Raw genomic sequence first — 19,959 nt, 5'->3', positions numbered from 1 at the left:
GCGGTTGTCTTGTTGTCTGACCGAACAATAGGCCCGTGGAAAGGCGGACGCAATAGGAAGGAATATTTCATAATGATCAAGGTCGAGTGCCATTCGCAGCTAGTCGTGCGCGACGCGGAAGGCCGCGAGGCAAGCCTGACGGACGTTGTGCCGTTGCTTGCGCTCGTCGCCGAGGAAGGAAGCATTGCGCAGGCCGCGCAGCGTAAGGGTTTGTCCTATCGCCATGCGTGGGGGGTTTTGCGCGAAGTGGAGGAGCGCCTGGGGGGCGCGCTGATCGCGAAAGCGCGTGGCCGCGGGTCGGTGCTCTCCGAATTGGGCGAGGCGGTTCTGCGCTCGCAGCGTCTATGCGGGGAGCGGCTGCAGGGCAACCTCGAGGCGCTGGCCAGTGAAGTGGCGAGCGACCTGAACCGCTGGCTCGCGCCCGATGCGCAGGATCTGCGCATCCATGCTTCGCACGGCTACGCGGTGGCGGCGCTCGTGACGGCGCTCGTCGCCGACCAGGTGCCCGTGGAGATCAAGTACCGCGACAGCGTGGACGCGATCACGGCGCTCGCGCGCGGTGAATGCGATCTGGCAGGCTTTCACCTGCCGCGTGGCGATTTTCGGGCCGCCTGTGCCAACGCCTACCGCAGCTGGCTCGATCCACAGCGGCACGTGCTCATCCATCTCACGCAGCGCAAGCAGGGACTCTTTGTCGGTCGCGGCAACCCGAAGCAGGTCACAGGTCTCGCCGACCTCGCGCGCGGCGATATCCGCTTCGTGAACCGGCAGCCGGGCTCGGGCACGCGCCTGCTGATCGATCTGCTGCTCACACGCATTGGCGTCGATCCCGAGCGCGTGAACGGTTACGCGTCGTCGGAGCTCACGCATTCGGCGATCGCCGCATTCGTGGCGAGCGGAATGGCCGACGTGGGCTTCGGCGTGGAGCCGGCCGCGCACCATTTCGGGCTCGATTTCATCGAAATCGCCGACGAAGACTACTATTTCGCGTGTGATCGCGGCCATCTTGCGCACGAGCCACTGGCGACCGTACTGGGTTTGCTGCGCGGCGCGGGGTTCCGTGCGTCCGTTGCGCAACTGGAGGGATACGATCCGGCGTCGTGCGGCGACGTGGTGGAACTCGAAGCCGCATGGGGCGGGCCGCGTGAGGGCGAGGCGCGGGCGTTGTAATAGAAGGCAACAGATTCGCCAGACTATGCTGCAGACTGAGGCGCTTTTTGTGATACTTTCAGTTTGTATTCGCTCTCACGTTTCAGATGCGCACTCGCCGCGCCGATCGACCATGAAATTTGTCCTCAAAGTTGGTGCTGCTGCCGCTACGGCGGCAGCGTTGTTGGCTACATTCAACGTTGCCTTTGCGCAGAACTCGCCGGGCGTGCCTGGTGGCATTCTGAGCGATCAATTCAAGTTCAACGAGCATCCGCAAATGCAGTTCGCCGCTTCGGCGCCGTCGGCCAAGTATCAGCATGGCAAGCCGACTGCCGCACGCAAGCGTGGCGATCTGGGTGATCAGAACGGCTGTAATCTGCAGTGCCCGCAGGACAATTGATGATCTAGAGGCGCGCGAAAGTTGCGCCGCCGGTGGCATGAAAAAAACTCGCGAGGCCCGAATGGGCTGTCGCGAGTTTTTTTGTGTGCGCTTTGGCGGCGCGGCCGGCGTCAGGACTGTGGCAAGTAAAAAGCCCCGACAGCCTTGCGGCGCCGGGGCTCGAGTCCGCTCGTCGTGGACGACCGGAAATATCTGGTGGAGCCGGCATCAACCGGCGATGCCGTGGCGCGATATTCCGGCCTTCGCGAAGGCGCAGTTGCGTGATATCGAGCCTGGCGATAGCACGCGGTCGGCGCTGCTGTTCCTGATTTTCACTGCGTTACGTAGCGGCGAAGTGCGCGGCGCGACCTAGGACGAGTTCGACCTCGACGCCGGAATCTGGACGATCCCCGGCGAGCGGATGAAAGGGGGGAACCGCATCGCGTCCCGCTGGCGGTGCCGGTCGGTGCGATGCTTAACAGGTTGCTGAAATACCTTCCGGGAGGGCTTCACAAAAAATTCCCGACCTCATAGGAAGTCCTGCATGCCGCTCGCGCGACTCCGGTAAGGGGTAGGTCACCCCTGAAAACTGCTTCTAAGCACCCTGCAAAACGGTATTTCAGCAACCTGCTAGCCCCCGCCAGATGATGGGCTGCATGATGGGCCAGAAAAAACAAAAACCCCGTAAGTCTTGATCTTACGGGGTTTTATCGTCAAATTCTGGTGGAGCCGGCGGGAATCGAACCCGCGTCCAGAAGCAGTCCATAAGCAGTTCTACATGCGTAGTTCTGTCATTTGATTTAACCGCAGCGACGCGGACGAACACGCTGCGCTACGGCGATTCACTAAATTTTCGACCTTGGCGTCGTGACGCCACCAAGGCTTAACTGACGTAAATGACCTCTGGCGGTATTGCTACCGGTCTTGCGACGCTAGCCCGTCAGTGAGCCAGGCAGAGGACGGCGGCCGTTAGGCTGCCAGTGCGAACGTATCGTCGTTTGCAGTTACGTTTTTCCCATTGATTAACGAGGTGACGGGTCCTCGGCATGCCCTGATTACTTCATAACCCCTGTCGAAACCAGGTCGGCCCCAGAGGAAGGAACAATTATCCCATATTTCGCCATATGAGGCGAACCGCGCCCGGTTCAAGGGCGCGCGCGGCTGTTCGCGATCAAAAGCCGCTTTTACATCGCCTCAGACGGCTTGCCGATGTGCTGAAGCAGGGCGAACAGCGTCGCCGTGGTGTCGGCGACATATTGCGCGTTCCAGTGCGAGGGCGGTACGTCATTGCCACAGTAGCCGTATGCGGCGGCAATCGTCGCCATGCCCGCCGCGGCGCCGGCCTGCACGTCGCGCAGATCGTCGCCAACGTAGACCACGCGCTGCGGCGCAATGCCGAGCGCCTCGGCCGCGTGCAGCAATGGCGCCGGATGCGGCTTGGAGTAAGGCGTCGTGTCGCCGCTGACCACGCAGCTCGCGCGCGTGTCCAGGTGCATCAGTTTCACGAGCGGCTCGGTGAGACGGGCGACCTTGTTGGTCACGATGCCCCAGCGCACGCCGCGGGCGTCGAGGTCGTCGAGCACTGCGTCGATGCCCGCGAAGAGCACCGTCTCGATGCGCAGATTCGCCTCGTAGTTGGCGAGAAACTCCTCACGCATGGCGGCGAATTCGCGATCGTCGGGGCCAATCCCGAACGCGCCGCCAATCAGGCCGCGCGCGCCCGCCGAAGCGAGCGGACGCAGCTTCTCGAGCGACGCGGGCGCGAGGCCGCGCGCGTGGCGCATCTGATTGACGGCGGCGGCGAGGTCGGGGGCCGTGTCGGCGAGCGTGCCGTCGAAGTCGAACAGCACGGCGTCACAGGCGGCAAGCGCTGCGGCGCTGTCCGCGGCAGATTGGGCGTTCGTGGGTGAGTTCATGTCTGGAAGCGATGGCGCGGCGCGCCGATGTGCAGGAAATGCCGCCGGAGCAGGGTGATCCGGCGGCGCCGCTCGCGCAAACGCCGTCAGGCGCCGCGCCGGCAAGCGATCATGTAATTGACGCTGGAATCGTTCGAAAGCGCGAAGTGCCGCGTGAGCGGGTTATACGTGATGCCCTTGATCTCGGCGACGTGCATTCCGGCGTCGCGTACGAACGCTGCAAGCTCCGAGGGGCGGATGAAGCGCGCGTAGTCATGCGTGCCCTTGGGCAGCATCTGCGCGATGTATTCCGCGCCGATCACGGCGAGAAGATACGACTTCACGTTGCGATTGAGCGTCGAAAAGAACACCCAGCCGCCTGGCTTCACGAGCGTTGCGCAGGCCTTCACGACTTCGGCGGGCTGCGGCACGTGTTCGAGCATTTCCATGCAGGTCACGACGTCGAACGACGCCGGTTCGCGCTCGGCGATCGCTTCGGCCGCGATCAGCTCGTAGTCCACCGTCACGCCGCTCTCGAGGCTATGCAGGTCGGCCACGCCGAGCGCCTCGCGCGACAGGTCGATGCCTTTCACGGTCGCGCCAAGCCCCGCCATCGATTCGGAGAGAATGCCGCCGCCGCAGCCGATGTCGAGCACACGCTTGGACGGCAGATGCGCATGGCTGTCTATCCAGCTCAGGCGAATGGGGTTGAGTTCGTGCAGCGGCTTGAATTCGGCGTTCGGGTCCCACCAGCGATGAGCGAGATCGCTGAATTTCTGCAGCTCGTGGGGATCGGCGTTCGTCATGTCGTGGCAGCCTGAAGCGCGGTGCGGGTCGGAAAGAATAGACCCCAAGTATATAGGCGGGTGCACAGAGCAGCAAAATGCTGCGCCGTGCCGTCAAGCTTTCCAGAACGATGAAGCCGCGCGGAGACAGGCGAAATGAAAGAAGGATAAAGCGCGGGATAAAAAAAGCCCCGCCAAAGCGGGGCTTTTGAGACTTGCGGTCGAGAGCTCGCGATTACTGCTTTTGCGTGCCGACGACTTCGACTTCCACGCGACGGTCCGGTGCGAGGCAGGCGATGAGAGCCTTGCGGTTCTTCTGGTTGCAGCCCGTCGTAACCGGGTTGCGCTTGCCCTTGCCTTCCGTGTAGATACGCTCTGCCGGAACGCCCTTGCTGACCAGGTACGACTTGACGGCTTGCGCACGGCGCAGCGACAGACGGTCGTTGTAGGCAGCCGAGCCGATACGGTCGGTGTAGCCCGTCGCGACGACGACTTCGAGGTTCAGAGCCTGGATCTTGCTTGCCAGGTCGTCCAGCTTTTCCTTGCCAGCCGGCTTCAGGATGGCCTTGTCGAAGTCGAACAGGGCATCAGCCTGGTACGTGATCTTCTGGCTGGTGATGGCCGGCGGCGGCGGAGCGACCGGCGGCTGCGGTGCCTGGGCGACCAGGGCGCCATCGCACTTGGCGTTGGCGGTGGCCGGCGTCCAGAATGCATCGCGCCAGCAAAGCTCGTTCGTGCCGTTCATCCACACGTATTCGCCGGTACCATTCACCCAGTTGTCATTGACGGCTTGTCGCGACGCCGGCACCGATTGTGCCTGAGCGGATGCAGCCACAACTGCGGTAGCTGCAATGAACGCGAGCTTTGAAAGTTTATTCATATTTCTCCTCTCGAATTTGAGATTACCGCAGGTTTACTGCGAGCCATATGACGAAGACAAGTCATACATTGCTCGAAGTATAACATTGGCAAGTTGTGGGGAACGCTTTGCGTTGTGTAGACTTCGAGCAGTGTCTAACTTTGTGCGTTGGCATTTTGCCATATCGTTCCCCTCCGACGATAAAAAAAATCCGTCCCTTTCACTGCGGCTAGTCGAACGTGGTACGCCCGCAACAAAAAAGTTCCCTTAATTTAACCTGGTATTGCGCCTGGGTAGCGGGAGTGTCACACATTGTCATCCAAATCGGTGGCGATGCATTTGATTCCGGTTCGCACTGCGGCGTTTGCGCCACGCTCAAGGCGCTTTTGAGCGCTTCGACTTCACTCCTCTACTAGGTATACGCAGGCGGCGGGCGAGGGTGTCGTGCATGGTAGAATCGCGTGATGCGCTGCGTCCGCGGCGTCCATGCGACAGCTGGGCGTCCCGCGGTGACTGCGGCGACCTCCGCTCTTCTAATTGGGGCGAGGCGTTAGCACACCGCGTGCCCAAATAAGACATCGATAATGGATCAATTCGCCAAAGAGACTCTGCCAATCTCCCTCGAGGAGGAAATGCGCCGCTCGTATCTCGATTACGCGATGAGCGTGATCGTCGGGCGAGCACTTCCGGATGTTCGTGACGGCCTCAAGCCTGTCCACCGGCGCGTGCTCTACGCAATGCACGAGCTGAATAACGACTGGAACCGCGCTTACAAGAAGTCGGCGCGTATCGTCGGCGACGTCATCGGTAAGTACCACCCCCACGGCGACACGGCTGTCTACGACACGATCGTGCGGATGGCGCAGAACTTCTCACTGCGCTACATGCTGGTCGACGGCCAGGGTAACTTCGGCTCCATCGACGGCGACAACGCCGCCGCCATGCGATACACCGAAATCCGCATGGCGAAGATCGGCCACGAACTGCTGGCCGACATCGACAAGGAAACGGTCGACTTCGGGCCGAACTACGATGGCAGCGAGAGCGAGCCGCAGATCCTGCCCGCGCGCATTCCCAACCTGCTCATCAACGGTTCGTCGGGTATCGCGGTCGGCATGGCCACGAACATTCCGCCGCACAATCTCAACGAAGTCGTCGACGCTTGCCAGCATCTGCTGAAGAGCCCGCAGGCGACGATCGACGAGCTGATCGAGATCATTCCCGCGCCCGATTTCCCGACCGCCGGCATTATTTATGGCGTCGCCGGCGTGCGCGACGGCTATCGCACCGGCCGCGGCCGCGTCGTGATGCGCGCGGCCACGCACTTCGAGGAAATCGATCGCGGTCAGCGCATGGCGATCATCGTCGACGAGCTGCCGTATCAGGTGAACAAGCGTTCGTTGCTCGAACGCATTGCCGAACTCGTCAACGAGAAGAAGCTCGAAGGCATCTCCGATATTCGCGACGAATCCGACAAGAGCGGCATGCGTGTCGTGATCGAGCTCAAGCGCGGCGAAGTGCCCGAGGTCATCCTCAACAATCTGTACAAGGCAACGCAGCTGCAGGACACGTTCGGCATGAACATGGTCGCGCTGGTGGACAACCAGCCGAAGCTGCTGAATCTGAAGGAAATGCTCGAGCATTTCCTCTCGCATCGCCGCGAGGTGCTCACGCGTCGCACGGTGTACGAACTGCGCAAGGCGCGCGAACGCGGCCACGTGCTCGAAGGTCTCGCCGTTGCGCTCGCGAACATCGACGATTTCATCGGGCTCATCAAGGCCGCGCCCACGCCGCCCATCGCGAAGCAGGAGTTGATGAACCGCTCGTGGGATTCGTCGCTCGTGCGCGAGATGCTTGCGCGCGCAGAGCAGGACAATGCGGCGGCGGGCGGGCGCGAAGCCTACCGTCCGGAAGGGCTGAACCCGCAATATGGTATGCAGTCCGACGGCCTTTACCGTCTGTCCGACACGCAGGCGCAGGAAATCCTGCAAATGCGCCTCCAGCGCCTGACCGGCCTGGAGCAGGACAAGATCATCGGCGAGTACCGCGAAGTGATGGCGCAGATCGCCGACCTGCTCGACATCCTTGCGCGCCCCGAGCGCGTAACAACGATGATCTCCGACGAACTCACCTCGATCAAGAGCGAATTCGGCGACGCCCGCCGCTCGAAGATCGAGATGAACGCCACGGAGCTGAACACCGAAGACCTGATCACGCCGCAGGACATGGTCGTGACCATGTCGCATGCCGGTTACGTGAAATCGCAGCCGTTGTCGGAATATCGCGCCCAGAAGCGCGGAGGTCGCGGCAAGCAGGCGACTTCGATGAAGGACGACGACTGGATCGATACGCTCTTCATCGCCAACACGCACGATCACATCCTGTGCTTCTCGAATCGCGGCCGCGTGTACTGGGTGAAGGTCTATGAAGTGCCGCAGGGTTCGCGCAACTCGCGCGGCCGTCCGATCGTCAACATGTTCCCGCTGCAGGATGGCGAGAAGATCACCGTCGTGCTGCCGATCAAGGAATTCTCGGCCGACAAGTTTGTTTTCATGGCCACGGCGCTGGGCACGGTGAAGAAGACGCCGCTCGAAGCCTTTAGCCGCCCGCTGCGCAAGGGTATTATTGCGGTCGGTCTCGACGACGGCGACTACCTGATCGGCGCTGCGATCACCGACGGCGAACACGACGTGATGCTGTTCTCCGACTCCGGCAAGGCGGTGCGCTTCGATGAGAACGACGTGCGCCCGATGGGCCGCGAAGCGCGCGGCGTGCGCGGCATGCAGCTCGATGACAATCAGCAGGTCATCGCGTTGCTCGTGGCGGGCGACGAGCAGCAGTCGGTGCTCACGGCGACCGAAAACGGCTATGGCAAGCGCACCCCGATCACGGAGTACACGCGCCACGGCCGCGGCACGAAGGGCATGATCGCAATCCAGACTTCGGAGCGCAACGGCAAGGTGGTTGCGGCCACACTCGTCGACTCCGAAGCGCAGATCATGTTGATCACCACCACGGGCGTTTTGATTCGCACCCGCGTGTCGGAAATTCGCGAAATGGGCCGTGCAACGCAAGGTGTTACACTCATCAGCCTTGACGAAGGTACGAAGCTCTCCGGGCTGCAGCAGGTCGCCGAAGCGGACGCAGAAGTGGACGCCGAAGGTGAGGGCGAACCGGGCGAAGTCGAAGAATGATGCGTCATCCGGGCCCGTAGAAGCGTGTTCAATCGATGCGCTTACGCGGGCTTTAAGGTGGGTTTCAGCGAACCTTGTTAGTGTCAGCGAAATGAATGGTTTGCCGGGCGAACCGGTGAGCGGGCGCATAACGCGACGCGGCGCCCCGCAGTCCGCACGGCAGCGCAAATCGATTAATTTCTCAAAGGGAGTAATGATGCAAAAACGATTCAAGCAGGTGATGTTGCTGGCCGCTCTCGTGCCGACGTTTGCCATGGCGCAGGCGCTCCAGAACCAGGCGCCCGCCCAGGCACCGGCAGCGGCTGCAGCACCCGTCGATCCGGCCAAGCAAGCCGCGATCAAGGACCTGCTCGACGCGATCGACGCACAGAAGCTCGTCGGCGCAATCGGTAACAGCGCCCAGATGCAAGCCAAGCAGCTCGTCCCGGCCATCCTGTCGGACGCGCTCTCGGAAAACAAGACGATGACGGACAAGCAGAAGCAAGCTGCCGTTCCGTCGCTGCAGAAGAATGCCGTGCCGAAGCTGGTTGACTCGGCAGGCCAGGTCTTCGCGACCGACTCGTTCAAGACGGACGCCATGCAAGCTCAGTACGACGCGTATGCCAAGTACTACAGCACGCAGGAAATCAAGGACCTGACCACGTTCTACCGCAGCCCGACCGGCCGCAAGTTCATTCAGGTGCAAGACCAGGTTGGTCGCGACGTCGTGAACAGCCTGATGCAGAAGTACATGCCGCAGTCGATCAAGGCAACGCGCGACCAGGCCGACAAGGAAGTCGCTTCGGTCAAGGTCGGCAAGTAACTCCGGCGTCAGCCCTCGGCACCGCAACCATGATGTACCCTGGTGGGGCGGGATCGGCCGCATAGACCGGGAGCCCACCGCCGCGCCGTGCGTGGCGGGTTCCCGGCGACAATGCGATAATGGTCGTTTGCGCGATAAGCGCAAGCGGCCATTTTCTTTTTCTGGCGTGTTTCCGGCGGTTTTTGCCACAGCGCCTGCCTCGGGGATCCTTTTTACGATGCGCGTCTACAACTTCTCGGCCGGACCGGCAGCATTGCCAGAAGAGGTCCTGCGTCAGGCCGCTGACGAAATGCTCGACTGGCACGGCAGCGGCATGGGCGTGATGGAAATGAGCCATCGCGGCCCGGAGTTCATGCAGATCCACGCCGAGGCGCTGCTCGATCTGCGCGAACTGATGCAGGTGCCCGCCAGTCACCAGATTCTGTTTCTGCAGGGCGGCGGCATCGGCGAAAACGCGATCGTACCGCTGAACCTGTTTGGCTCGAAGCCGCGCGCCGACTTTGTCGTCACCGGCTCGTGGTCGCAGAAGTCGCAAAAGGAAGCGCTCAAGTACGGCGCAGCGCATATCGCCGCTACGGGCCGCACCGAGGCCGGCTTCACGCATTCGCCGCCGAAGAGCGAGTGGCAGCTCTCCGTCGATCCCGCTTACGTGCACCTGTGCACGAACGAGACGATCGACGGCGTCGAGACCTTCGAGATTCCCGATCTCGGCGACATTCCGCTCGTGGCCGACGCCTCGTCGCACATCCTGTCGCGCCCGATGGACATCGCCAAGTACGGCGTGCTCTACGGCGGCGCGCAGAAGAACATCGGCATGGCGGGCGTGACGGTCGTGATCGTGCGCGAGGACCTGCTCGACCGCTCGATGCCGATCTGCCCATCGGCGTTCGAATGGAAGACCGTGGCCGCGAACAACTCGATGTTCAACACGCCGCCCACCTACGCGATCTATATCGCCGGGCTCGTGTTCAAGTGGTTGAAGCGCCAGGGCGGTCTCGAAGTCATCGAGACGCGCAATGTGGAAAAAGCGCAGTTGCTCTACGACACGATCGACGCGAGCAGCTTCTATATCAACAAGGTGGAGCGCCGCGCGCGCTCGCGGATGAACGTGCCGTTCTTCCTCGCCGACGAAACACGTAACGCAGATTTCCTCGCCGGCGCCAAAGAGCGCGGGCTGTTGCAGCTGAAGGGCCACAAGTCCGTCGGCGGCATGCGGGCATCGATTTACAACGCGGTGCCGCTCGACGCAGTGAAGGCGCTGGTCGAGTACATGAAGGAATTCGAGGCGAAGCACGCGTAAGCGCTCCTCGCTCACCGGGCGAAGCGGCGCCGCGCGCATCCTTTCAGATTGCCGGTTTCACGCATGGACGACGAACTCAACTCCCAACTCAAGCCGCTGCGCGAACGCATCGATGCGATCGACGCGCAGCTCATCGCGCTCCTGAACCAGCGCGCCTCGGTCGCGCTCGAAGTAGGCGAGGTCAAGAAGCATTTCAACGCGCCGGTGTTTCGCCCGGAGCGCGAGCAACAGGTGATCGAGCGCCTGCAGAACATGAGCGACGGCCCGCTCGGCAACGATCACATCAGCGCGATCTGGCGCGAGATCATGGCCGCGAGCCGCTCGCTCGAAAAGACGATTTCGGCTGCGTTCCTCGGCCCGGTCGGCACCTATAGCGAACAGGCGATGTACCAGTACTTCGGTCAGTCGATCGAAGGCCTGCCGTGCCCGTCGATCGACGAGGTGTTCCGATCGGTCGAGGCGGGCGCCGCCGAGTTCGGCGTCGTGCCGGTCGAGAACTCGACCGAGGGCGCCGTTTCGCGCACCCTCGACCTGTTCCTCGAAACGCAGCTCGTCATTGGTGGCGAAATCGCGTTGCCGATTCGGCACAATCTGATGACGCAAAGCGGCAACCTGAGTGGCGTTACGCGCGTGTGCGCCCATCCGCAGGCGCTTGCACAGTGCCAGCACTGGTTGACGGCGAACGCGCCGCAGCTCGAGCGTCTGCCCGTGTCGAGCAATGCGGAGGCCGCTCGCCTCGCCGCCGCCGACCCGACGGTCGCTGCGATTGCGGGCGATCGCGCCGCCACGCACTATGGGCTCCTGATCGCGAACGCGCTGATCCAGGACGACCCGCACAACCGCACGCGCTTCGTCATGATCGGCAAGCAGCCAGCGGGCGCGACGGGTCGCGACCAGACCTCGATGATCGTGTCGGTGAAGAACGAGCCGGGCGCAGTGTACAAGCTGCTCGAGCCGCTCGCGCGCCACAGCGTGTCGATGACGCGTTTCGAGTCGCGGCCGGCGCGCCTTGGCAGCACGTGGGAGTACTACTTCTACATCGACTTCGAAGGTCACCGCGACGAACCCGCCGTGGCCGCCGCGCTCGACGAACTCAGCAAGAAAGCCGCGTATCTGAAGATTCTCGGCTCGTATCCGCGCGCGCGCTAGAGCGCGGAAGGTGCGGGCGGCCCGCCGCCAACCGCCGCCCGCCGCATGAGGATGCCGGGCGGCGTGCCTTTCCCGATCCGTCCGGAACAGACCGTTGTACGCCCGGCGCCCTGAGCCCTGGAGAGACGCATGACCACGCAATTCGGCCCCTCGTATGTGCGCGCAATCGCGCCTTACATCGCCGGCAAACCGATTTCCGAAGTTGCCCGCGAGTTCGGGCTCGACGAAGCGCGCATCGTGAAGCTCGCGTCGAATGAGAATCCGCTCGGTATGCCCGAATCGGCGCAACGTGCGATCGTGCAGGCCGCGAGCGAATTGGGCCGCTATCCCGATTCGAACGCGTTCGAGTTGAAGGCCGCGCTGGCCGCGCGCTACGACGTGCCGCCCGAGTGGATCACGCTCGGCAACGGCAGCAATGACATTCTCGAAATGGCCGCGCATGCGTTCGTCGAGCGCGGTCAGTCGATCGTCTATTCGCAGTACTCGTTCGCGGTCTACGCGCTCGCGACTCAGGGCCTCGGCGGCCGCCATATCGTGACGCCGGCCGTGCGCTACGGCCACGATCTCGACGCGATGCTGGCGGCGATCGATGAAGACACGCGTCTCGTGTTCGTGGCGAACCCGAACAACCCGACCGGCACGTTCGTCGATGGCGCGAAGCTCGAGGCGTTCGTCGCGAAGGTGCCCGCGCATGTCGCGGTCGTGCTCGACGAGGCGTACACGGAATACCTGGCGGCTGAGAAGTGCTATGACTCGATCGCGTGGGTGCGCCGGTATCCGAACCTGCTCGTTTCCCGCACGTTCTCGAAGGCCTACGGACTCGCCGGCCTGCGCATTGGCTTTGCGATTGCGCAGCCGGAACTGACCGATCTGCTCAACCGTCTGCGCCAGCCGTTCAACGTCAACACGCTCGCACAGGCAGCCGCCATCGCCGCGCTCGGCGACGCGCCGTTCCTCGAGCGCAGCGCGGCGCTCAACGCCGAAGGCTATCGCACGCTCACCGCGGCGTTCGAGCGCCTCGGCCTCGAATACGTGCCGTCCGACGGCAATTTCGTGCTGGTGCGCGTGGCGAAGGACGCAGCGGACGACGGCGCCGGCGAGCGCGTCAATCTCGCGCTGCTCAAGCAGGCCGTGATCGTGCGTCCGGTGGGCAACTATGGCCTGCCGCAGTGGCTGCGTGTGACGATCGGCTTGCCCGAGGAGAACGCGGCATTCGTCGCGGCCCTCGAGCGAGCGCTTGGCGCGCCGTGAGCGCGCAACCTTTACTTTTTTCGGTGACGTCGTGAGTGCGTTTTCGTTTAACAAACTGGTGATTTTCGGCGTGGGCCTGATCGGCGGGTCGCTCGCGCGCGCGTTGCGCGAGCGCGGCTCGCACGGCGGCGACGGCGCGCAGGTAATCGGCGTGGGCCGCAGCGCAAAGTCGGTATCGCGCGCGCTCGAACTGGGCGTGATCGACGCCGCCGCGACGCTCGACGATGAAGCGGCGCTCGCCGCCGCGCTGGACGGCGCCGATATCGTGCTGATCGCCGCACCCGTTGCGCAAACCCAGGCACTGCTCGAGCGCATCGCGCCGCACCTGGGGCGAGAAACCATCGTCACCGACGCCGGCAGCACCAAGAGCGACGTGATCGCCGCGGCCCGGGCCGCGCTCGGCGCGCGCATCGCCCAGTTCGTGCCGGGGCATCCGATCGCCGGGCGCGAGTCGAGCGGCGTCGACGCCGCGTTGCCCGATCTCTACGTCGGCCGCAATGTCGTGCTGTGCCCGCTCGCGGAAAACGCGCCGGCATCGGTCGAGCGCATTGCCGCGATGTGGCGCGCCACGGGCGCCGTGATCGGCGAGATGCCGGCCGCGCAGCACGATCGCGTGTTCGCTTCGGTGAGTCATCTGCCGCATGTGTTGTCGTTTGCGCTCGTCGACCAGATTCTCGCGTCGCCCGACGCCCAGCTGAAATTCTCGTTCGCAGCGGGCGGCTTCCGCGACTTCACGCGTATTGCCGCGTCGAGCCCCGAAATGTGGCGCGACGTGTGCCTCGCGAACCGCGCCGCGTTGCTCGCCGAACTCGACGGCTACACTGACGTGCTGGCGAGGCTGCGCGCGGCCATCGACGCCAGCGACGGCGCAGCGCTCGAAACCGTGTTCGCGCGTTCGCGCGCGGCGCGCGAGGCGTGGCAGGAGCGCGGCGGCAAGGGCGCGGCGGCGGCCAACGATATGACACCAGGCAAATAAGCAAGCAGGACTCAGCCCGACGGCGCGAGCGCCGCAACCTCAGGCAACACCAGGCATTCTCAGGACACACTCATGGAACACCTCGATCTCGGACCGTTCACCCGTGCGTCCGGCACGATCCGTCTGCCCGGCTCGAAAAGCATCTCGAACCGCGTGCTGCTGCTCGCGGCGCTGGCCGAGGGCGAAACGACCATCACGAACCTGCTCGACTCCGACGACACGCGCGTGATGCTCGACGCGCTTGAAAAGCTCGGCGTGAAGGTGAAGCGCGAGGACGACACCTGCGTCGTGCAGGGCACGCGCGGCGCGTTCCAGGCGGTGCGCGCGGATCTCTTTCTCGGCAACGCAGGCACGGCGGTGCGTCCGCTCACGGCCGCGCTCGCGGTGAACGGCGGCGACTACCGCATTCACGGCGTGCCGCGCATGCACGAGCGGCCTATCGGCGACCTCGTCGACGGCCTGCGCCAGATCGGCGCGAAGATCGACTACGAAGAAAACGAAGGCTATCCGCCGCTGCGCATCCGCCCGGCGCCGATTTCGGTCGAGGCGCCCATCCGCGTGCGCGGCGACGTGTCGAGCCAGTTCCTCACAGCGCTTCTCATGACGCTGCCGCTCGTGCGCGCCAAGGACGGCGTGACGATCGTCGAGGTGGACGGCGAGCTGATCTCCAAGCCCTACATCGAAATCACGATCAAGCTGATGGAGCGCTTCGGCGTGACGGTCGAGCGCCACGGCTGGCATCGCTTCGAGGTCCCGGCAGGCGTGCGCTACCAGTCGCCGGGCAAGATCATGGTGGAGGGCGATGCGTCTTCGGCGTCGTACTTCCTCGCCGCGGGCGCGATTGGCGGCGGCCCGCTGCGCGTGGAAGGCGTGGGACGCTCGAGCATCCAGGGCGACGTTGCGTTCGCCGCGGCGCTCATGCGCATGGGCGCGAACGTCACGGTCGCCGACGACTGGATCGAGGTGCGCGGGATCGGCAACGATCACGGCAGGCTCGACCCCATCGACATGGACTTCAACCTGATCCCCGACGCGGCCATGACGATCGCCGTGGCGGCGTTGTTCGCCGATGGCGCCACCACGCTGCGCAACATCGCGAGCTGGCGCGTGAAGGAAACCGACCGCATCGCCGCGATGGCCACGGAGCTGCGCAAGGTGGGCGCGAACGTGGAAGAGGGCCCCGATTACCTGATCGTGCGTCCGCCCGAGAAACTCACGCCGAACGCCGCGATCGACACCTACGACGATCACCGCATGGCGATGTGCTTCTCGCTCGTGAGCCTCGGCGGTGTGCCGGTGCGCATCAACGACCCGAAGTGCGTCGGCAAGACGTTCCCCGATTACTTCGAGCGCTTCCTGGCGCTCGCGCAACCTTGATTCAATGAAGCCGAGTACCTTTGCCGCATGAAATCGACCCGTCCCTTTTATCCGACGCCCGTCATCACGATCGACGGCCCGACTGCTTCCGGCAAGGGCACGGTGGCCGCGCTAGTCGCCGCGCAGCTCGGCTTTCACCTGCTCGACAGCGGCGCGCTGTACCGGCTGGCGGCGCTCGCGAGCATGCGCTACGCGATTGCGGCCGACGACGCCGAGAACCTTGCGAAGCTGATCGACGATCTCCATATCACGTTCCGCGAGGGGCTTGCGCAACTCGATGGCGTTGACGTTTCGAACGAAATCCGTGCCGAGGAAGTGGGCAACCGCGCCTCGATGATCGCTGCGCATCCGGCCGTGCGCACCGCGCTCGTGGCGCGCCAGCGGGCGTTTCGCAAGCTTCCCGGGCTCGTCGCGGATGGCCGCGACATGGGCACCGTGATCTTCCCGGACGCCGTTCTGAAGGTGTTTTTAACGGCCAGCGTGGAGGCCCGTGCGGCCCGCCGGCATAAGCAATTGATCCAAAAAGGTTTTTCTGCTAATATGGATGACTTGCTTCGGGATTTGCGTGGACGCGACGCGCGCGACAGTAACCGCGCGGCCGCACCGCTCAAGCCTGCAGCAGATGCGCAGCTTCTCGATACTTCGGCGCTCTCCGTCGACCAGGCGGTCGAACAGGTGGTGCAGTGGTATCAGGAGTCTAGCCAACTGCGGCCCGTACGGTAATCCGCGAACGGGGCAAAGCGCAGTAAAGAACGCAGTAGCAGTACGAGTAGGTGCCCTGGAAAGCAACAGGGCGTGTGTTAAACCCTTTAACCCCGTATGGCTTTTGCATCTGCGCCGCGAGCATCGTGTTCCGGCCTCAACGCCCGGCAGTCAAGACCGACTGGCGAGGTAGCGAAAACCATGCAAATCCAGATTTTTATGTCCGACCTGCAAACCTCCACCCCGAATACCGAATCTTTCGCGGCTCTGTTCGAAGAGTCGCTGACCCGCCAGGACATGCGCGCCGGCGAAGTGATTTCCGCCGAAGTCGTGCGCGTCGACCACAACTTCGTGGTCGTCAATGCTGGTCTCAAGTCCGAAGCCTATATTCCGCTCGAAGAATTCCTGAACGACGCGGGTGAAGTGGAAGTGCAGGCGGGTGATTTCGTTTCCGTCGCGATCGACGCGCTGGAAAACGGCTACGGCGACACCATCCTGTCGCGCGACAAGGCGAAGCGTCTCGCTTCGTGGCTGTCGCTGGAAAAGGCTCTCGACAACAACGAACTCGTGACCGGCACGATCACGGGCAAGGTCAAGGGCGGCATGACCGTCATGGTCAACGGCATCCGCGCGTTCCTGCCGGGTTCGCTCGTCGACACGCGTCCGGTCAAGGACACGACGCCGTACGAAGGCAAGACCCTCGAATTCCGCGTCATCAAGCTCGACCGCAAGCGTAACAACGTCGTGCTGTCGCGCCGCGCAGTGATCGAAGCCACGCAAGGCGAAGAGCGCGCAAAGCTGCTCGAAACGCTCAAGGAAGGCGCGATCGTCAACGGCGTGGTCAAGAACATCACCGACTACGGCGCGTTCGTGGACCTCGGCGGCATCGACGGCCTGCTGCACATCACCGACATCGCATGGCGTCGCGTGCGTCACCCGAGCGAAGTTCTCTCGGTTGGCCAGGAAGTCACCGCGAAGATCCTCAAGTTCGACCAGGAAAAGAACCGCGTTTCGCTCGGTATCAAGCAACTGGGCGACGATCCGTGGGAAGGCATCTCGCGCCGTTACCCGTCGGGCACGCGCCTGTTCGGCAAGGTCACGAACATCACCGACTACGGCGCGTTCGTCGAAGTCGAATCGGGCATCGAAGGCCTGGTTCACGTGTCGGAAATGGACTGGACCAACAAGAACGTTGCTCCGTCGAAGGTTGTCCAGCTGGGCGACGAAGTCGAAGTCATGGTCCTCGAGATCGACGAAGACCGCCGCCGCATCTCGCTCGGCATGAAGCAGTGCAAGCCGAATCCGTGGGATGACTTCAGCCGCAACTTCAAGAAGGGCGACAAGCTGCAAGGCGCGATCAAGTCGATCACCGACTTCGGCGTCTTCATCGGCCTGCCTGGCGGCATCGACGGTCTGGTTCACCTTTCGGACCTGTCGTGGTCGGAAACCGGCGAAGAAGCTGTTCGCAAGTACAAGAAGGGCGACGAAGTCGAAGCCGTGGTTCTGGGCATCGACGTCGAGAAGGAACGCATTTCGCTCGGCATCAAGCAGCTCGAAGGCGACCCGTTCAGCAACTTCGTTGCGATGAACGACAAGGGTTCGATCGTCGACGGCGTGGTCAAGTCGGTTGACGCCAAGGGCGCAGTCGTGACGCTGAACGCCGACGTCGAAGGCTACCTGCGTGCTTCGGAAATCGCACAAGATCGCGTGGAAGATGCTCGCAACGTGCTGAAGGAAGGCGACAAGGTCAACGCGATGATTATCAACATCGATCGCAAGTCGCGTGGCATCAACCTGTCGATCAAGGCGAAAGACTCGGCTGAAACGCAGGAAGCAATGCGCAGCATGTCGTCGGATACGGGTTCGGCTGCCACCGGCACGACCAACCTCGGCGCGCTGCTGAAGGCCAAGCTCGACGGCCAGAACCAGTAAGCCTCAAACGGGGGCAAGCTGAAGTATGACCAAATCTGAATTGGTCGCGCAGCTGGCTACGCGATTTCCGCAACTTGTTCTCAAGGACGCGGATTTCGCGGTCAAGACGATGCTCGATGCGATGTCCGAGGCGCTTGCCAAGGGCCATCGCATCGAAATTCGTGGCTTTGGCAGCTTCGGCCTGAATCGTCGGCCGTCGCGCGTCGGTCGCAATCCCAAGTCGGGTGAAAAGGTGCTGGTGCCTGAGAAGTTCGTGCCGCACTTCAAGCCGGGCAAGGAGCTGCGCGAGCGCGTGGACCGTAATTCGGGCGAGCCGCTGAAGGCGGACGAGCCGGACGACGACCTGTAAGCGTTGGATCGTTTTCGATCAGGCGATTGCGGTCGTCGGCGGTCAATGCCAGATGGCCAGAACGCATGGACCGGTAAAGAGCGCTGGGGTGAACAACCCCGGCGCTTTTTTTTCGTCTGCGCCTTTTCGACGCTGTTTGCGCGGGCGCCCCGATTTGATCCGGCGCTGCACTCGCGCACACGTGTCGGCCCGCGAGCCGTTCAATTACAATACGGGACACTTCGGCGCGGCTTGTGCTGCGGCGCAGCATGTCCGCCACGCCGGCGCCTTTCTCAACTGCCAAGAGAATCCTTCAATGAGATTGATCGCCTGGGTGATCCGTGTGCTGGTGTTCGTACTGCTGCTCGTACTCGCGCTCGCCAACACGCAAACCGCGACGCTGAACTTTCTGGCCGGATACTCGTGGCAGGCTCCGCTGATCCTGATCGGCCTCGCGTTTTTTGTGGTGGGGCTGCTGGCGGGCCTGCTCTCCGCGCTGCCCGGCGTGTTCCGGCTGCGCATGGAAAACGGCCGCCTCAAGCGCGACTTGCGGGTGGCGCGTGAAACGCCCACGCCGAGCGTCGAGCCGCCGCTGCCGCCGCTCATCTGATTTGTATTGCCGTGCCGCGCGCCTGAATGCGTGCGGCTGATTTTTCGCTCATACCATCGCTCGCATGGATCTCGATTTTTGGTGGCTCCTCGTCATTCCCGTGGCTTTCGCGCTCGGCTGGATGGCCTCGCGCTACGACCTGAAGGCACTGCTTTCCGAAAGCGCCAACCTGCCGCGCTCGTATTTTCGCGGCCTGAATTTCCTGCTCAACGAGCAGCCGGACAAGGCCATCGACGCGTTCATCGAGGTCGCCAAGCTCGACCCCGAAACCGTCGAACTGCACTTCGCGCTCGGCAATCTGTTTCGCCGCCGCGGCGAAACCGACCGCGCGATCCGCGTGCACCAGAATCTGCTGTCGCGTTCCGACCTGCCCGTGAACGAGCGCGACCACGCGCTGTATGAACTCGGCCAGGATTTTCTGAAGGCCGGCATGCTCGACCGCGCCGAAGAGACCTTCAGCAAGCTCAAGTCGGGCGACTTCGCGCTCGGCGCACAGCGCGCACTGCTCGCGATCTACGAGATCGAGAAGGACTGGAACCGCTGCATCGACACCGCACGTCATCTCGAAACGATGGGCGCGGCGTCGCTCGACCTCGAGATCGCGCAGTTCCATTGCGAACTCGCGCAGGAAGCGCTCCAGCAGAAGAAGCCCGACGAAGCGCGCCGTCAACTGGCGCTCGCGCTCAAGGCCAACTCGCAGAACGTGCGCGCGACGATCCTCGCGGGCGACGTCGATGCGGCCAGCGACGATTGCGAGACGGCGCTCGGCCACTGGCGCGAAGTCGAGGCGCAAAATCCCGCGTATCTGCCGCTCGTCGCCGAAAAGGTCATGAAGGCCTACGAGACGCTCGGCCGCGCCGAAGAGGGCGCGCAATTGCTCACGACGTGGGTCGACGCGTATCCGTCAAACGATCTGCTCGACGTCGCCTACAAGTATGTCGCCGCGCTACGCGGCCCCGACGCGGCGCATGCGCTCGCGCGTACGCAGATGCAGAAGTCGCCGAACCTCGCCGGTATGGCGCGCCTGCTCGAAGCCCAGCAGGCCACGGCCGAAGAGCCGCGCCGCGGCGAACTCGAGCTGATGCGCAAGCTGCTCCAGCAGCGCACCAAGAATCTGCCTCGCTACACCTGCCAGAACTGCGGCTTCCGGGCGCGCCTCTTCTACTGGCAGTGTCCGGGCTGCAGCGGCTGGGAAACCTATGCGCCGCGCCGCGTCGAGCCGGTTCCCGCGTCGAGCTGAGCCTTAAGGGCGCGCGCGCCCAGCCGGCACC

18 protein-coding genes and 1 other RNA gene are annotated in these 19,959 nt (G+C 63.4%); 15 read left to right on the top strand and 4 right to left on the bottom strand.

Features of this window, described 5'->3' with window-relative positions:
• Window positions 1–72 precede the first annotated feature (72 nt).
• The 3 genes from M3A49_RS22230 (at window position 73) to M3A49_RS22220 (ending at window position 1,901) form a co-directional block, all read left to right on the top strand.
• Entirely contained in the window at window positions 73–1,170 is a 1,098-nt protein-coding gene (locus tag M3A49_RS22230; RefSeq protein ID WP_266230924.1) for a substrate-binding domain-containing protein, read from the top strand.
• Between the two features lie 112 nt (window positions 1,171–1,282).
• Window positions 1,283–1,549, top strand: a complete 267-nt coding sequence (locus M3A49_RS22225; protein ID WP_028208188.1) for a hypothetical protein — start codon at window positions 1,283–1,285, stop codon at window positions 1,547–1,549.
• Window positions 1,550–1,586: 37 nt separating this feature from the next.
• On the top strand, window positions 1,587–1,901 hold the full coding sequence (locus M3A49_RS22220) for a hypothetical protein (RefSeq protein WP_266230922.1): 315 nt from the start codon (window positions 1,587–1,589) through the stop codon (window positions 1,899–1,901).
• Between the two features lie 348 nt (window positions 1,902–2,249).
• On the opposite strand, the gene ssrA is transcribed toward M3A49_RS22220, so the two are convergent.
• From ssrA to ompA, 4 genes are all read right to left on the bottom strand, one after another.
• Window positions 2,250–2,619: a transfer-messenger RNA gene (ssrA, locus tag M3A49_RS22215) on the bottom strand.
• Window positions 2,620–2,712: 93 nt separating this feature from the next.
• Window positions 2,713–3,444, bottom strand: a complete 732-nt coding sequence (gph, locus tag M3A49_RS22210) for a phosphoglycolate phosphatase (RefSeq protein ID WP_266230920.1) — start codon at window positions 3,442–3,444, stop codon at window positions 2,713–2,715.
• A gap of 86 nt (window positions 3,445–3,530) precedes the next feature.
• On the bottom strand, window positions 3,531–4,229 hold the full coding sequence (ubiG, locus tag M3A49_RS22205) for a bifunctional 2-polyprenyl-6-hydroxyphenol methylase/3-demethylubiquinol 3-O-methyltransferase UbiG (RefSeq protein ID WP_028208186.1): 699 nt from the start codon (window positions 4,227–4,229) through the stop codon (window positions 3,531–3,533).
• 214 nt (window positions 4,230–4,443) lie between these two features.
• Window positions 4,444–5,088, bottom strand: coding sequence for an outer membrane protein OmpA (gene ompA / locus M3A49_RS22200; protein ID WP_028208185.1), 645 nt, complete (start codon window positions 5,086–5,088; stop codon window positions 4,444–4,446).
• 563 nt (window positions 5,089–5,651) lie between these two features.
• Between ompA and gyrA the strand changes: the two genes are divergently transcribed.
• From gyrA to lapB, 12 genes are all read left to right on the top strand, one after another.
• Window positions 5,652–8,261, top strand: a complete 2,610-nt coding sequence (gyrA, locus tag M3A49_RS22195) for a DNA gyrase subunit A (protein WP_254351966.1) — start codon at window positions 5,652–5,654, stop codon at window positions 8,259–8,261.
• A gap of 196 nt (window positions 8,262–8,457) precedes the next feature.
• On the top strand, window positions 8,458–9,063 hold the full coding sequence (locus tag M3A49_RS22190) for a DUF2059 domain-containing protein (RefSeq protein ID WP_028208183.1): 606 nt from the start codon (window positions 8,458–8,460) through the stop codon (window positions 9,061–9,063).
• A gap of 217 nt (window positions 9,064–9,280) precedes the next feature.
• Window positions 9,281–10,363, top strand: coding sequence for a 3-phosphoserine/phosphohydroxythreonine transaminase (gene serC / locus M3A49_RS22185; RefSeq protein WP_266230917.1), 1,083 nt, complete (start codon window positions 9,281–9,283; stop codon window positions 10,361–10,363).
• Between the two features lie 63 nt (window positions 10,364–10,426).
• A complete protein-coding gene (gene pheA / locus M3A49_RS22180) occupies window positions 10,427–11,512 on the top strand; it encodes a prephenate dehydratase (protein WP_266230915.1) in 1,086 nt (361 codons plus the stop codon).
• A gap of 129 nt (window positions 11,513–11,641) precedes the next feature.
• The gene (hisC, locus tag M3A49_RS22175; protein ID WP_266230913.1) at window positions 11,642–12,763 is read left to right on the top strand and encodes a histidinol-phosphate transaminase; all 1,122 of its coding nucleotides are present in this window, start codon (window positions 11,642–11,644) and stop codon (window positions 12,761–12,763) included.
• Entirely contained in the window at window positions 12,750–13,739 is a 990-nt protein-coding gene (locus M3A49_RS22170) for a prephenate dehydrogenase (RefSeq protein WP_416338996.1), read from the top strand. Before hisC ends, M3A49_RS22170 begins: the two co-directional genes overlap by 14 nt.
• Window positions 13,740–13,811: 72 nt before the next feature.
• Window positions 13,812–15,116 (top strand): 3-phosphoshikimate 1-carboxyvinyltransferase, encoded by a 1,305-nt coding sequence (aroA, locus tag M3A49_RS22165; RefSeq protein ID WP_266230909.1) that lies wholly within the window; start codon window positions 13,812–13,814, stop codon window positions 15,114–15,116.
• Window positions 15,117–15,143: 27 nt separating this feature from the next.
• Window positions 15,144–15,839 (top strand): (d)CMP kinase, encoded by a 696-nt coding sequence (gene cmk, locus M3A49_RS22160; RefSeq protein ID WP_028208177.1) that lies wholly within the window; start codon window positions 15,144–15,146, stop codon window positions 15,837–15,839.
• 180 nt (window positions 15,840–16,019) lie between these two features.
• Window positions 16,020–17,750, top strand: coding sequence for a 30S ribosomal protein S1 (gene rpsA, locus M3A49_RS22155; RefSeq protein ID WP_028208176.1), 1,731 nt, complete (start codon window positions 16,020–16,022; stop codon window positions 17,748–17,750).
• A 25-nt stretch (window positions 17,751–17,775) separates the two neighbouring features.
• Window positions 17,776–18,099, top strand: coding sequence for an integration host factor subunit beta (locus tag M3A49_RS22150; protein WP_027817382.1), 324 nt, complete (start codon window positions 17,776–17,778; stop codon window positions 18,097–18,099).
• 295 nt (window positions 18,100–18,394) lie between these two features.
• Complete coding sequence (locus tag M3A49_RS22145; RefSeq protein WP_028208175.1) at window positions 18,395–18,688, top strand: lipopolysaccharide assembly protein LapA domain-containing protein; 294 nt, start codon at window positions 18,395–18,397, stop codon at window positions 18,686–18,688.
• 64 nt (window positions 18,689–18,752) lie between these two features.
• Entirely contained in the window at window positions 18,753–19,928 is a 1,176-nt protein-coding gene (gene lapB / locus M3A49_RS22140; protein WP_266230899.1) for a lipopolysaccharide assembly protein LapB, read from the top strand.
• Window positions 19,929–19,959: the final 31 nt, after the last annotated feature.

Origin of the sequence: Paraburkholderia sp. CNPSo 3076, from assembly GCF_026343935.1 — a bacterium.
Taxonomy (GTDB): domain Bacteria; phylum Pseudomonadota; class Gammaproteobacteria; order Burkholderiales; family Burkholderiaceae; genus Paraburkholderia; species Paraburkholderia nodosa.
Note: the sequence above shows the minus strand (reverse complement) of the source record. Positions and strands in the feature narration are given on the sequence as shown.

What these genes read in the sequence shown, in the direction of transcription:
- M3A49_RS22230 (WP_266230924.1), top strand. Translation starts at nt 73, where the DNA reads ATGATCAAGGTCGAGTGCCATTCGCAGCTAGTCGTGCGCGACGCGGAA.
- M3A49_RS22225 (WP_028208188.1), top strand. Translation starts at nt 1,283, where the DNA reads ATGAAATTTGTCCTCAAAGTTGGTGCTGCTGCCGCTACGGCGGCAGCG.
- M3A49_RS22220 (WP_266230922.1), top strand. Translation starts at nt 1,587, where the DNA reads ATGAAAAAAACTCGCGAGGCCCGAATGGGCTGTCGCGAGTTTTTTTGT.
- gph (WP_266230920.1), bottom strand. Translation starts at nt 3,444, where the DNA reads ATGAACTCACCCACGAACGCCCAATCTGCCGCGGACAGCGCCGCAGCG.
- ubiG (WP_028208186.1), bottom strand. Translation starts at nt 4,229, where the DNA reads ATGACGAACGCCGATCCCCACGAGCTGCAGAAATTCAGCGATCTCGCT.
- ompA (WP_028208185.1), bottom strand. Translation starts at nt 5,088, where the DNA reads ATGAATAAACTTTCAAAGCTCGCGTTCATTGCAGCTACCGCAGTTGTG.
- gyrA (WP_254351966.1), top strand. Translation starts at nt 5,652, where the DNA reads ATGGATCAATTCGCCAAAGAGACTCTGCCAATCTCCCTCGAGGAGGAA.
- M3A49_RS22190 (WP_028208183.1), top strand. Translation starts at nt 8,458, where the DNA reads ATGCAAAAACGATTCAAGCAGGTGATGTTGCTGGCCGCTCTCGTGCCG.
- serC (WP_266230917.1), top strand. Translation starts at nt 9,281, where the DNA reads ATGCGCGTCTACAACTTCTCGGCCGGACCGGCAGCATTGCCAGAAGAG.
- pheA (WP_266230915.1), top strand. Translation starts at nt 10,427, where the DNA reads ATGGACGACGAACTCAACTCCCAACTCAAGCCGCTGCGCGAACGCATC.
- hisC (WP_266230913.1), top strand. Translation starts at nt 11,642, where the DNA reads ATGACCACGCAATTCGGCCCCTCGTATGTGCGCGCAATCGCGCCTTAC.
- aroA (WP_266230909.1), top strand. Translation starts at nt 13,812, where the DNA reads ATGGAACACCTCGATCTCGGACCGTTCACCCGTGCGTCCGGCACGATC.
- cmk (WP_028208177.1), top strand. Translation starts at nt 15,144, where the DNA reads ATGAAATCGACCCGTCCCTTTTATCCGACGCCCGTCATCACGATCGAC.
- rpsA (WP_028208176.1), top strand. Translation starts at nt 16,020, where the DNA reads ATGCAAATCCAGATTTTTATGTCCGACCTGCAAACCTCCACCCCGAAT.
- M3A49_RS22150 (WP_027817382.1), top strand. Translation starts at nt 17,776, where the DNA reads ATGACCAAATCTGAATTGGTCGCGCAGCTGGCTACGCGATTTCCGCAA.
- M3A49_RS22145 (WP_028208175.1), top strand. Translation starts at nt 18,395, where the DNA reads ATGAGATTGATCGCCTGGGTGATCCGTGTGCTGGTGTTCGTACTGCTG.
- lapB (WP_266230899.1), top strand. Translation starts at nt 18,753, where the DNA reads ATGGATCTCGATTTTTGGTGGCTCCTCGTCATTCCCGTGGCTTTCGCG.